The sequence below is a fragment of the Psychroflexus tropicus DSM 15496 genome (assembly GCF_000378765.1).
In the GTDB taxonomy this organism is placed as follows: domain Bacteria; phylum Bacteroidota; class Bacteroidia; order Flavobacteriales; family Flavobacteriaceae; genus Psychroflexus; species Psychroflexus tropicus.
This window is the reverse complement of the sequence record NZ_KB905343.1, coordinates 857221-870113: the sequence shown is the minus strand read 5'-3', so window position 1 is coordinate 870113 and position 12893 is coordinate 857221. Positions and strand designations below refer to the sequence as shown.

Genomic DNA, 12893 nt, shown 5'->3' with positions numbered 1-12893 from the left:
CTTTATATCACAATAAGACTTGACTTTCTCGGTTTAATGTCGTATTATGGCGAGATTACAGTTATTAACTATTATATAAAAATTATATATGAGACAGCTTAAAATTACCAAACAAGTCACTAATCGTGAATCGAAGTCCTTAGATAAATATCTCCAGGATATTAGTAAGGTTGACTTAATTACGGCTGAGGAAGAGGTGGAGTTAGCTCAGCGTATTCGAGAAGGCGATCAGGTGGCTTTGGAAAAATTAACTAATGCTAATTTAAGATTTGTCGTCTCTGTTGCTAAGCAATATCAAAATCAAGGATTAAAATTACCAGATTTAATCAATGAAGGTAATGTTGGGCTTGTGAAAGCTGCCAAACGTTTTGATGAAACACGTGGATTTAAATTTATTTCTTATGCCGTATGGTGGATCAGACAATCTATCCTGCAGGCTCTAGCAGAACAATCTCGTGTGGTAAGATTACCATTGAATAAAATTGGAGTCATCAATAAAATCAATAAGACATTTTCACACCTGGAGCAAGTAAATGAACGTCCACCTTCTGCAATTGAAATTGCTAAAGAATTGGATATGAGTGAATCTCAGGTGAAAGTAGCTCTTAAAAATTCGGGACGACACCTTTCTATGGATGCTCCATTTAAAGAGGGTGAAAACGATTCCAACTTGTATGACGTGTTGAGTTCTGGCGAGTCCCCTACTCCAGATGATCAATTGATGAGAGATTCTTTAAGTATTGAAATCAACAGAGCTTTAGAAACTCTTTCTCAAAGAGAAGCTGATGTCATTCGATTAAATTATGGTATTGGCAATCAACCAGCGATGACACTTCAGGAAATTGGTGATACGTTCGATTTAAGTAGAGAGCGAGTAAGACAAATTAGAGAAAAAGGCATCAGACGCCTTAAGCATCAGTCTAAAAATAAGATGCTAAAAAAATATTTGGGATAATTTCCAATGTTTGATTAATATTAAAAAAGCCATTCAATTTGAATGGCTTTTTTAATGAGTGAATCTCGACTTATTTTTTCGGAGGTTGAGATGGTCTTACTTCTACTTTACTTGGTAAAGATCTTGGATTCATTTTAAAAAGATCTACAACCAACTCGCCTAAGTCTTCTGGCTGAATTTTCCAGGCATCACTATCGTCTGGGGTATTGCCATTAAAGTGTGTAGCTACCGAACCAGGCATAATGGTTGAGACATTAACTCCATAATCTCTAAGGTCGAGCATCACAGCCTGAGTAAACCCAGTGACACCAAATTTACTGGCATTGTATGCAGAGCCTTTAGCAAAGAAATTTGTTCCTGCCAAGCTGGATATCGTAATAAAATAGCCCTTGCTTTTCTTAAGTGCATCTACTGAAGCTTTAATGCTGAAAAACACTCCAGTAAGGTTAGTATCAATCGTTTCTTTCCACTGTTCCTCTGTCAAATCTTCAATACTATGATAGTGACCCAAACCAGCGTTGGCAATCACATAATCCAATTGGCCAAACTCCTTTAAGATATGTTGTACAGCACTAATTTGATGGCTCATTTGTCTCACATCGGCTTCAATACCAATAGCTTTAGCTTCAGTATTAGATGCATTAAGTACTGCAGCAGCTTCATCTGCTGAGGATTGTGACCGACTGGTAATGGCCACGTTCACTCCTTGCTGCATCAAAGCTTCAGCAACGCCAAATCCTATACCTTTACTTCCTCCTGTAATATATGCGACTTTATTTTTCATTCTAAATATAATTTTTGTTTGAATTTAAAGTTACAGTCTATAAATTCAGTCATTTCATATTTTAAATACTTTTAACGTCCCCCCTAGTAATTTTAAAATTACTTTTGAACCAAATTTTTGAATATGCCCAAATCAAAACAAAAAAAGAAAAAAAGGAATAAAATAATCAAAGTCTTATCGTTTGGACTTTTATCTTTTCTTCTGCTCTTCTTTCTATTTTTTGGGAGTATATATATTGGATTGTGGGGGAAAGTTCCAACTGAAGACGATTTAGCTGACATACAGCAGTCTGAAGCTTCTGAACTATTGGATTTTCAAGGTCGAACAATCGATAAAATATACCAACTCAACCGTCAATCCATTACTTATGATGATTTCCCAGAGCATTTAAAAGATGCCCTAGTCGCTACTGAAGACGCGCGATTTTATGAGCACGACGGTGTGGATAACTACAGTTTGTTAAGGGTTTTTTTCAAGACTATACTTTCCGGTGATAAGTCTTCTGGTGGCGGTAGTACGATTACCCAGCAGTTAGCTAAAAATATCTATGGCAGAACATCCTACGGATTGATGAGCATTCCCGTCAATAAACTTAAAGAAAGTATTGTTGCTAAACGTTTTGAGTCGTTTTACTCCAAACAGGAAATCTTGGAATTGTACTTGAACACAGTTCCATTTAGCGGAAATACTTATGGCATTGAAAGCGCTTCTCAGCTATTTTTTAATAAGTCTGCATCAGATTTAAACCTTCAGGAGGCTGCCACCTTAGTAGGTACATTAAAAGCAAATCATTCTTATAACCCCAGGTTGTTTCCAGAACGGAGTCAATTAAGAAGAGATGTGGTATTATCACAAATGCAGAAATACGGTTATATTTCTAAAAATGAAGCTGATAAAGCTATGTCTGAGTCTATTCAGTTGGATATTTCTGAATCGAATACGTATCAAAGGCAATACCTGGTCGACCTGCTAAAAACAAAAGCAGGCAATATCCTAAAGGACTTAAAAAAACCTGATGGATCAGCATACATCATCGAAGAGGATGGATTGAAAATTCATACAACAATAGACTTGAAACAACAATTGCTGTTGGAAGAAGCAATTGTAGATCAAATTAAATATTTACAGCCACTCTTTGAAGATGAGTATAATAATAACAAGCCTTGGGAGAATGAAGAATTGCTAATGGAAATGGCTAAAAACACTCGTGATTATAAACGATGGACCTCTGCAAAATTATCTCCAAGTCAAATCGAAGACAGCCTAACTGTAATAAAGCCTGTAGAAGTGATTAAGCAGGGAAAAAGTACTGTTTTACAACTATCGATACTGGATAGCTTAAGCTATTCTTTAAAACAACTTAATGCCGCAAGTTTAAGTATTAACCCAGGATCTGGTGAAATTTTGGCTTATGTTGGTGGAGCTGATTACCGATTATCTCAGTATGATATTATTAAAAATGCCAAACGGCAAGTAGGTTCTACCTTTAAACCCATCGTTTACGCAAGCGGATTGCAAAACGGCATGGAACCTTGCGACTACATCTCGGCAAAGGAGATTACTTATACCAATGCTGACAACTGGAATCCTAAGAATGCTTCTAAAGGAGATGAAGACGATCCTTACCTCAATTACTCCTTAAAATACGCCCTTACCAACTCTATCAATACAGTAAGTGTGAAAGTGTTGGAAGAGTCTGGTATTTCTAATACCATCGACTTAGCGAAGAGTATGGGCATAAGTTCGGCCCTAAAAGATGAGCCATCACTTGCCCTTGGTGCAGCAGAATTAAGTATGAAAGAGCTAGCCAAAGTCTATTCCAGTATCGTCAATGCTGGCTTGGTTCCCGAGCTTCATGTGATTCAGAAAATAACTAATAGCTCCGGAGAAGTGATTTTTGAAAACGATAAAAAACATAATAAAACTTCAGACTTAAGTGTTGACCACAATCGACTGCTTTTAGCCATGCTTGAAAATGTGGTGAATGAAGGTACTGCAAAACGACTTAGATCAGTTTATGGATTTGAAGGTGATATCGCAGGAAAAACTGGTACCACTCAAAATAATAGAGACGGTTGGTTTGCCGCAGTAACGCCAAATTTAGTTAACATTTCATGGGTAGGTAACAACGACCAGCGCATAGGGTTTAAATCGACCAGGATTGGCCAAGGGGCTAATACTGCACTTCCCATATTTGCGAGAATGTATCAAAAAATGGCCAACTTAAACGAATTTGAGCATATCACTAAGGCAAAGTTTTCCAAACTTACGCCTCAGCAGAAAGAATTGCTAACTTGTGAAAATCAAAAACGAGATGGATTCTTTAAGCGATTATTTTCAAAAGATAAAAGAGAAAAAGAATTCGATGATGATAAAGAGGATGATGAAGAAAAAAAAGGCTTTTTTAAACGCTTATTTGGGAATAAAGAGAATTAATTTGATCGTAGTTCTACCAGATGAAGGTTTTGTTTTATAAAACTTTTTTCTTCATTAGAAATGTAGAGTCTTCCTTTTGAATCAAAGGACAAACCTTCAGGCTGTTGAAATTGCTCCGGATTTAATAGAAATAGCTGTTTTGGAGTTCCATCAGGGCTTAAAATCATCAATTTTGGGATTCTTGAATCCAGAATGTAGATCTCTTGTGTATGAGGATGTACAGTAAGCTCTGAAGCTAGAAAGCCCTGATTCCTGAGCCAATTATTGGTGTCGATTTTGAACACAGGGTCATTATAGTTCAATGAAATAAAACGTTCATCTTGTAATGAAAAATCGTTTGAGGACAATTTATAGATAATAAATTCATCCCTGTTTTCTAGTAGGTTATTTTCTTTTGGAATGGTTATTACCTCATTTGTGTGTTTGATAAAATCAAAGCTCTCCATATCATTAAACGAAGAAAATTCTGTTTGGAAACGATTGACTTTCCTGTTCTCAGATTGAAAGTCAATAACTTCATAGATTTGGCCATCGCTTTGTAGAATGTAGGCTGTGGAATCTTTTACTCTTATCGCTTCATAATCGCCACGAGGCCCAAACTTAACTTGTTGAGTAAGGCTATCTTTATTCAAATCATAGATGAAAATGACTCCCTTTTCATCTTGCACACAGGCTAAGCGATGATCATCGACATGACTGATACCAGAAACCTCTCTAAGCTCAAAAGGTAAATCCCAACTCTGTGAAATTTTAAGACGATTAGAATATTCAACATCGGTCTTGGTCATCCAATAAATTACACCAGCAAAAGTCAAAATTCCAACTACAATTGCAGCTACTATGAATTTATCTTTCATGTTATTTTAACATTTTAGTCTTAGGCTTAAGCTGTAAGATAATACTTAGATTTGTAAAAATTTCCAACATGGACGTCAATTCTTTTGCAAAAACGATTTACCATTATTTGGTATCTAATAATTATGCTTCAGAGCAAACCGCAAAATTTATTAATGCGATTGGTAACTTAATCATTGCCGTTATCATCGGTTTTGTTTTGTATAAACTTTTGAGATATATAGCATTAACCATAATACATCAACTCGCAAAAAGAACAAGAACAAGTTTTGACGATTTACTTGTTAAAAATAAAGTGTTTGTATATCTGACAGATTTGATTGTCCTTTTTATCATTTATGAAACTATTCCAGCTATCTTGATTGACTTTCCTGATTTTGAAATTTATTTGGAAAAGATCTTTCAAATAGCCATGATTTTCATCGGCATCATGATCATTAGAAGTATTTTATTAACGATAAAAGACTTCTTGCGTACCTACGATTCCTTCAAAGACAAACCACTTGAAAGCTATATACAGGTGTTTATGATTGTAATTTGGCTTGTTGGTGTCATCTTTTTATTTTCTGCAATCACAGGTAAGCCTCTGCTCAAGTTTTTGACTGCTTTGGGAGCTTTTTCGGCGGTTTTACTATTAATTTTTAAGGATACTATACTTGGATTTGTGGCTAGTATACAAGTTACTGTAAACGATACAGTAAGACTTGGCGACTGGATTACAATGCAGAAATATGGAGCCGATGGAGATGTGATTGAAATTAATTTAGCCTCTGTGAAAGTGAGGAACTTCGATAAAACCATTACGACCATCCCCACCTATTATTTGATTTCAGATTCATTCATCAATTGGAGAGGAATGAGTGTTTCTGGAGGAAGACGTATGAAACGATCTATTCTTATCAAAGCTAACAGCATAAAATTTTTAACTGAAACTGATATTAAACAGTTTGAGAAAATCAAGCTAATTTCAAGTTATATTAAAGATAAGCAACAGGAAATTCAGGACCATAATGAAAGACATAATATTGATAAATCTATGCAGATCAATGGACGCAATCAAACCAATTTAGGGGCGTTTAGAGTTTATATCGATCATTACCTGGAACAACATCCTGATGTTAATAAAGAAATGCTGATGATGACCAGACAATTACCTGCAACACCTCAAGGCATTCCCTTAGAAATTTATGCATTTTCGAAAGACAAAGTCTGGTCTAATTACGAGAGAATTTTGGCAGGAATTTTTGATCATCTCCTGGCTGCTGTACCTTATTTTGATTTAGAATGCTTTGAATATCCATCAGGTCAAGACGTAAAATCCTTATCAGGCCATTTGATTGAAAAAACCTCTGAATCTTCAGATTCAGAATGAAGGACTTTTTAAACTTCATAAAAGGCAATTTTAAAAAATTAAGTTTTGGTTGGACCCTTACGTTTTTATCCAGTTTTGGACAGACGTATTTGATTTCCTTATACGTCACTGAAATATCTTCAGAATTTGCAATTACTGAAGGGACATTTGGAGCCATCTATGCAGTATGTACTGTTCTTGCATCCTTTATAATGTTGACTGTTGGTCATACTGTCGATCATATTTCTGTTAAAAAAGTCACTGCCTTTACGATAATCTGCCTCGCCTTTTCTTCTATACTTATGGGAGTGTCTCATCATATCGCTCTTGTTTTTATAAGTTTGGTAGGGCTTAGATTAACCGGCCAGGGTATGTTGAGTCATATCAGCATGACCATCTTGTCTAAATTCTATGATAAAAACAGAGGGAAAGCTTTAAGTTTTTCTTCTTTAGGTTATTCTTCTGGTGAAATCGTTCTTCCCCTGTTGCTTACTTTCATCATTGATTGGCTCGACTGGAGATGGGGAATGATCTTATCCGGACTGTTTCTTCTCCTCTATTTGATACGTCTTTTTTTAACAGATTTAGATCATTTCAACAAACAATTGAATCGAGGGAGGCAATCATCGATAAGCCTATTAAAAGATTTCGGAAGTATCATTAATGACAAGCGGTTCTTAATTCTAATGCCTACTAGCTTTTGTATTAGCTTTAGCGTTACAGCTGTGATATTTTATCAATATGTTTTTGTAGCCCAAAAAGGATGGTCTCCGCAACTCTATGCAGCTTTCTTTACTGGTTATGCTATAACCAGACTAATATTTTCTCTGGCTGGCGGGTTGTGGGTCGATAAGTTCACTGCAAAAAAAATGTTTAGAATATACCTGATTCCTATAAGTTTAGGGCTTTTGGCCTTTGCTTTTATCAACAGCATAGTTGGAGCTTTAATTTTTTTATTACTCATGGGTGTTACCGTTGGAATGTCTGGTACAGTAAAGTCTTCCATTTTGGCAGAAGTTTACGGAATCGAAAAACTGGGCGCTATTCGAAGTTTATTTACAATGTTCATGGTCATAAGCACAGCACTAGGTCCATGGCTTATAGGTCTTATGATAGATGCGAATTATAGCATTGAAACCATTATGATAAGCCTATTTGTTTTTGTTGGAGTGTGTGCTTTAAACGCTCAGCGAATTAAAAATATTCCAACCATAAACATATAAAGCTAACAAGCATCGGAATTTTTGCACTAGCAATCAATATTTACTTGAAAATTCAACTGAATCTATCCACGATATCTATTTAACAAATTCTTAATTGATTTGATCTCTTAAAAACATGGTGTAATGCATGTTTCGCCTTATTTTTGTGGTCTATTATGAGTAAGAAAAAGAAAAATCCTAATCGAAAGTCTCATCTGAGACTGTTACATCAGTATTATACTTATACTGGGTTTTATAGTTTTTTAGGAAGGAGCCTTATCAAAGCAGCTCCCCCTATTTTAATTTTCATTGCCATTCTTTTAGGCATTCACTTTTTTGTTATCGATGTCAACACGATGTTGATCTATGTCACTGAAAATTTTCCACCCGTTGGGGTTTTTGCTATCTTTTTTGCTTCAGAATCAATTTTAGGTCTTATTCCTCCAGAAATATTTATCGCCTGGTGTGATAAATCAGTTTCACCTTGGGGGTTTCTATCTATACTAGCAGTGCTATCCTATTTAGGTGGAGTAATCTCTTACTTTGTTGGTCGAGGAATTGCGAGTATACCTTCTGTATTTGTTTTCTTGGAAGTAAAGATGGCAAAGCACATAAAGAACATGAGAAAATGGGGAGGCATTCTTATCATTGCAGGTGCTCTCCTACCCTTACCTTTTGCTATAGCGAGCATGTCTGCAGGAATCATTAAATTTCCATTTGGTAGCTATTTGCTCTATGGTATTTTGAGGTTAGCGAGATTTGCTATTTATGGAGCCCTGATATTTGGGGCATTATAATACTTACTTCTCTGTATCTTTTTGTTTACGCTTTTCTATAATTCTTTTGAGTGTTTGTTCGTATTTGTCTTCATCAGATTGAAGCTGTTGCTTTTTATGATCTTCTTTGAGTCCTAGGTATAAGGAATAACACATAATAAATAGAATGACCGTAAATGGCAATGCCGAAACAATAGAAGCTGTCTGTAAAGCTTCAAGCCCACCACCAATTAATAAAACTGCAGCGATAGTACCTTCCGTAACAGCCCAAAATACCCGTTGTCCTTTTGGAGCATCAATTTTGCCTCCACTTGTCAAACTGTCTATGACTAAGGACCCTGAATCTGAAGAAGTCACAAAGAAGCTGGCCACCAAAGCAATAGCCACAAGATTCAATACTATTGTGAATGGATAATTTTCAAAAAAGACGAACAAAGAAATATCTGCATTTGTATTTACAGCTTCCATCACTGAGGTTTCACCCAATAAAGCATCATTGATTGCAGTACCTCCGAAAGCGGTCATCCAGAAAAAAATCACGATAGTGGGTAGAAAGAGAACGCTTAAAATGAATTCTCTAACTTGTCTGCCTTTAGAGATTCTAGCAATGAACATTCCTACAAATGGAGACCAAGCTATCCACCATCCCCAATAGGTGATCGTCCATGGCATCTGCCAATTGTCCTGAGAATAACTTTCAGTCCAGGTTGAGATTTCAAAAAAACTACCGATGTAAGCCCCTACATTTTGAACATAAGACTTAAAGATAAACATCGTTGGCCCTAAAATTAGGATCAAAAGAAGAAGTATGGCGGCTACCCGAATATTCCACTCACTTAAAAACTTGACCCCTTTATGAATTCCTGATACTACAGAAACCGTTGCCACGAGAGTAATGAATGCAATGATGAGAACTTGAGAGGTGATGCTATCCGGAAGATCAAAGATATAATTGAGACCTGCAGAAATTTGAGTAACACCGTAACCTAGTGATGTAGCCAGGCCAAATAATGTGGCTATAACGGCAAATATATCGATTAAGTCTCCCCAAATTCCGTAAATGCGTTTGCCTAAGAAGGGATAAAATACAGATCTTAAGGTCAATGGAAGACCCCGGGTATAAGTGAAATAGGCAAGCGATAAACCTACCAGAGCGTAAATACCCCAAATATGAACTCCCCAGTGTAAATAGGTGTATTTCATAGCCTCCCTGGCGGCTTCAGCGTTTCCGCCTTCGCCGAAAGGAGGATTAGAAAAATGTGTGAGTGGTTCCGATATGCTAAAATATAAAAGACCAATTCCCATCCCCGCGCTAAACAGCATGGAAAACCAAGAGATCTTTTTAAATTCAGGTTCTGCATCAGGTCCTCCGATTTTAAGGTTACCGTATTTACTCAAGGCCAGATACAAGACAAATAATAAGAAAAAATTGACTCCAAGAATATAAAACCATCCTCCATGTCTGGAAACACTTTCCTGGGTGGTATTAAAAAATTCTGAAGCAGAATCCTTAAAGATCAACGTGAGAACTATAGAAATTAAAATAAATAAAGCAGAGGTGAAAAACACATTACCGTTCAATTTCAACCCAAAAATGGATTCCTTTTCATCACTTCGCTTTATTTTTTGAGGCATTTATCTCTGATTTAAAATAAAACAAGGGCTACTAATAGCCCTTGTCGATAATGGATTACTCCATAAAGTGTTCATTGATTTTGACTCTAAGTTTCCTTACATAATCTTCATAAAGCCAGTCTCTGTAATTCTTTGTATTGTTGATAATACAATTCGAATACCGCTTAATTCTATCTTTAATATCGTCTTTAAGCTCTCGGGCAAGAATACGTGCATCAAAAACATCTTCAGAATTTTCTGCACACATACGGGCATGTTGAGCAATAGATTCTTCAAGAACGAGCTTAGATTTTTCTCCATTATTTACGGTCTCGTTATATCGCCTTCGAATATCAAATTCAATATCTTCTGAGTTTTTAAACATTTCTCTAACTTCATCGGGCATTTCATATTTGAAATTGAGCTCAATTTCTTCGTCAGACACCATGTTATCAAGGAAGTAATCTGGATTCTCAAAAATTAGCTGCCAGTCTACCGGTGCATCCCAGGGGCCAAATCTAGCAATGTTATTACCAAGGTCTATTACATTGAAGGTATCCTTGTTGGGAAGCTTACGAGATCCACGACCAATCATTTGAAAGTAAAGAGTGAGCGATTTTGTTGCTCTGTTGAGAATAATATTTTCAACAGTAGGCTCATCAAAGCCGGTAGTAAGAATACTTACAGAGGTTAAAATGGCATCAGGTTTTTCTTTAAACCATTTTAGAATAGCTTTTCTTTCTTTTTTGTTGTGCGTATTGTCTAAATGTTTAATATCGTAACCTGCATCTTTGAAGGTTTGATAAACATACCAGGAGGTATTGATACCATTATTAAAGATTAAGGTTTTCTTACCCTTACATTTTTCTTCGTAGGCCTGGATTAGTTTTTCCTGCATATCCAGATTGGTATATAAATCCTCTGAGGATTTAACGGTATAATCTCCCGTGATTCCTACCTGGAGTGTTCCCAACCCGACATCGTAGCTGTACATTTTAGCTTCTGCTAAGAAGCCTTTTTCGATAAGAGATGAAATGGAATTACCAACGATCAATTCTTCATAGTTCCTATGCATCGGTAATTTGATGTTTGAGCTTAAAGGAGTAGCTGTCACACCAAGTATAAAAGCATTTCTAAGGTAACCAAATAGTTTGGTAAAAGAATTGTAATGAGCCTCATCGATGATGGCGAGGCCAATATTTTTCATGTTTAACTTCTCTTCATTCAATCGATTATTGAGAGTTTCAACCATGGCCACAAAACACATATAGTCATTATCATCTGACAGCTCTTTGACTTTCGAATTGATGATTTTGTTTTGAACACCAAAGCCCTCCAGCATATCTGAAGTTTGCTTACATAACTCAATTCTATGGGTTAGTACGATGACTTTTTTTCCTGTTTTCTCTATATATCGTCTTACAATTTCAGAAAAAACAACTGTTTTTCCCCCTCCAGTAGGAAGCTGATAAAGTAAATTAAAGTTATCTGGAGAGTTTTCAATTTTATCAAAGATCTTTTGCAAATCTTTTTCTTGATAATCATAAAGGCTTTTTTCTGTAGTATTTTCAAGCATAAACTTCCTTGAGTTGAGAGATGAATTAGAAAAATTAAGATTCGCAAAAATACACAGATAAAAGGGTTTATTGAAATTATTTAAGAAATTATAAGTCAAAATCTAAGCTTCATAAGCGTCTAATAATAAGCGGTTTTAATTATATTTCGAAAAATAGTACCAACATCGACCTTTATATATAAACTAAAAATTATTTTTGCATAACATCAAAACCTTAGATCCTTGGAAAATAAAAAAGCCATAAAACTTATAGATTCAATTGTAAAATCACTTGAATCTAATCAAATTATAACAGACGAAGTTGTAGAGATGGTTAAAGAATTAAGACCATTTGCTGTGGAAGAAAAACTTCCAGTAGTTGCCAAAACTTTGAGATTGGTATACGAACACATTGAAGAAAATGAAGTTTTCGCTATTCCAATCCCACAGGATGAACCACTTGTTGACGAAGAAACTGGAGAAGAACTGGAAACTGAAAACTCTGAAATCATTACAGGTTCAGAAAGCCTCTTGTATTTGATCAACTTGATCAAAAAGTCTGAAAATCCAGCGAACAAGGCTGAAATCAGAGAGTATAACCGTAAAATGGAAGCATTTGCTGATTAGACATTAAGTATGGGAAGAGCATTTGAATTCAGAAAGGCCAGAAAAATGAAGCGATGGTCTGCAATGGCCAAAACTTTTACCCGATTGGGTAAAGATATCGTAATGGCTGTTAAAGAAGGTGGTCCTGATCCGGAAACCAACGCTAAATTAAGGGCTGTTATCCAGAATGCCAAGGCTGCCAATATGCCTAAGGACAATGTCGAAAGAGCTATAAAAAGGGCCTCAGACAAAAGTTTAGGTGACTATAAGACAGTTTTATACGAAGGTTATGCACCGCATGGTATTGCTATTTTAGTAGAAACCGCTACAGATAATACCAATAGAACTGTCGCGAACATTAGGTCCTATTTTAATAAGTGTGATGGTAATTTGGGAACTTCTGGCTCGGTAGAATTTATGTTTGATCATACTTGTAATTTCAGGATTGCTTCTGAAGGCATAGATGTAGAAGAATTAGAATTAGAGGTGATTGATTTTGGTGCCGAGGAAGTCTTTGAAGATGAAGATGGGATTATGATTTATGCCCCATTTCAGAGTTTTGGAGATATTCAAAAATTTCTGGAAGAACGCAACATTTCTATAGAATCTTCAGGATTTGATAGAATACCACAGGTTACTAAGACACTAACGGAAGAGCAAAAAGAAGATGTAAATAAACTTTTGGAAAAAATTGAAGAAGATGATGATGTTCAGAACGTATTTCACACCATGAATGAATAAAAAAAGGGCCAGTAAAAT

11 protein-coding genes are annotated in these 12893 nt (G+C 35.8%); 7 read left to right on the top strand and 4 right to left on the bottom strand.

All coding sequences use genetic code 11. From position 1 onward, the window contains the following. Positions 1–88: 88 nt before the first annotated feature. A complete protein-coding gene (locus F598_RS0108930) occupies positions 89–955 on the top strand; it encodes a sigma-70 family RNA polymerase sigma factor (RefSeq protein WP_019038705.1) in 867 nt (288 codons plus the stop codon). Positions 956–1025: 70 nt separating this feature from the next. Here F598_RS0108930 and F598_RS0108925 read toward each other — a convergent pair whose 3' ends face one another. Then, positions 1026–1739, bottom strand: a complete 714-nt coding sequence (locus F598_RS0108925; RefSeq protein ID WP_019038704.1) for an SDR family oxidoreductase — start codon at positions 1737–1739, stop codon at positions 1026–1028. Between the two features lie 123 nt (positions 1740–1862). On the opposite strand from F598_RS0108925, the gene F598_RS0108920 reads away from it, so the two are divergent. Next, positions 1863–4175, top strand: coding sequence for a transglycosylase domain-containing protein (locus tag F598_RS0108920; RefSeq protein ID WP_019038703.1), 2313 nt, complete (start codon positions 1863–1865; stop codon positions 4173–4175). Here the strand turns inward: F598_RS0108920 and F598_RS0108915 are convergent. Next, entirely contained in the window at positions 4172–5032 is an 861-nt protein-coding gene (locus F598_RS0108915) for a hypothetical protein (protein WP_019038702.1), read from the bottom strand. The two genes, F598_RS0108920 and F598_RS0108915, sit on opposite strands and share 4 nt — an antisense overlap. Before the next feature lie 68 nt (positions 5033–5100). On the opposite strand from F598_RS0108915, the gene F598_RS0108910 reads away from it, so the two are divergent. The 3 genes from F598_RS0108910 (at position 5101) to F598_RS0108900 (ending at position 8380) form a co-directional block, all read left to right on the top strand. After that, complete coding sequence (locus F598_RS0108910; RefSeq protein ID WP_019038701.1) at positions 5101–6402, top strand: mechanosensitive ion channel family protein; 1302 nt, start codon at positions 5101–5103, stop codon at positions 6400–6402. Continuing rightward, positions 6399–7604 carry an MFS transporter gene (locus F598_RS0108905; RefSeq protein ID WP_019038700.1) on the top strand — a complete coding sequence of 402 codons (1206 nt, stop codon included), beginning with the start codon at positions 6399–6401 and terminating at the stop codon, positions 7602–7604. The genes F598_RS0108910 and F598_RS0108905 overlap by 4 nt, the downstream gene beginning before the upstream one ends. Positions 7605–7759: 155 nt before the next feature. Next, positions 7760–8380, top strand: a complete 621-nt coding sequence (locus tag F598_RS0108900; RefSeq protein WP_019038699.1) for a YqaA family protein — start codon at positions 7760–7762, stop codon at positions 8378–8380. Between the two features lie 3 nt (positions 8381–8383). Here the strand turns inward: F598_RS0108900 and F598_RS0108895 are convergent, their stop codons facing one another. Together F598_RS0108895 and F598_RS0108890 are read right to left on the bottom strand one after the other, a co-directional pair. Next, positions 8384–9994 carry a BCCT family transporter gene (locus F598_RS0108895; protein ID WP_019038698.1) on the bottom strand — a complete coding sequence of 537 codons (1611 nt, stop codon included), beginning with the start codon at positions 9992–9994 and terminating at the stop codon, positions 8384–8386. Positions 9995–10049: 55 nt separating this feature from the next. Continuing rightward, the gene (locus F598_RS0108890; RefSeq protein ID WP_019038697.1) at positions 10050–11549 is read right to left on the bottom strand and encodes a DEAD/DEAH box helicase; all 1500 of its coding nucleotides are present in this window, start codon (positions 11547–11549) and stop codon (positions 10050–10052) included. Between the two features lie 222 nt (positions 11550–11771). Here F598_RS0108890 and F598_RS0108885 point away from each other — a divergent pair, with 222 nt between their 5' ends. Both F598_RS0108885 and F598_RS0108880 read left to right on the top strand, forming a co-directional pair. Next, on the top strand, positions 11772–12155 hold the full coding sequence (locus tag F598_RS0108885) for a hypothetical protein (RefSeq protein WP_019038696.1): 384 nt from the start codon (positions 11772–11774) through the stop codon (positions 12153–12155). A 9-nt stretch (positions 12156–12164) separates the two neighbouring features. Then, a complete protein-coding gene (locus F598_RS0108880) occupies positions 12165–12875 on the top strand; it encodes a YebC/PmpR family DNA-binding transcriptional regulator (RefSeq protein WP_019038695.1) in 711 nt (236 codons plus the stop codon). Positions 12876–12893 lie beyond the last annotated feature (18 nt).

Excerpts from the sequence above, each read along its gene's own strand:
- F598_RS0108930 (WP_019038705.1), top strand. The coding sequence starts at position 89 with ATGAGACAGCTTAAAATTACCAAACAAGTCACTAATCGTGAATCGAAG.
- F598_RS0108925 (WP_019038704.1), bottom strand. The coding sequence starts at position 1,739 with ATGAAAAATAAAGTCGCATATATTACAGGAGGAAGTAAAGGTATAGGA.
- F598_RS0108920 (WP_019038703.1), top strand. The coding sequence starts at position 1,863 with ATGCCCAAATCAAAACAAAAAAAGAAAAAAAGGAATAAAATAATCAAA.
- F598_RS0108915 (WP_019038702.1), bottom strand. The coding sequence starts at position 5,032 with ATGAAAGATAAATTCATAGTAGCTGCAATTGTAGTTGGAATTTTGACT.
- F598_RS0108910 (WP_019038701.1), top strand. The coding sequence starts at position 5,101 with ATGGACGTCAATTCTTTTGCAAAAACGATTTACCATTATTTGGTATCT.
- F598_RS0108905 (WP_019038700.1), top strand. The coding sequence starts at position 6,399 with ATGAAGGACTTTTTAAACTTCATAAAAGGCAATTTTAAAAAATTAAGT.
- F598_RS0108900 (WP_019038699.1), top strand. The coding sequence starts at position 7,760 with ATGAGTAAGAAAAAGAAAAATCCTAATCGAAAGTCTCATCTGAGACTG.
- F598_RS0108895 (WP_019038698.1), bottom strand. The coding sequence starts at position 9,994 with ATGCCTCAAAAAATAAAGCGAAGTGATGAAAAGGAATCCATTTTTGGG.
- F598_RS0108890 (WP_019038697.1), bottom strand. The coding sequence starts at position 11,549 with ATGCTTGAAAATACTACAGAAAAAAGCCTTTATGATTATCAAGAAAAA.
- F598_RS0108880 (WP_019038695.1), top strand. The coding sequence starts at position 12,165 with ATGGGAAGAGCATTTGAATTCAGAAAGGCCAGAAAAATGAAGCGATGG.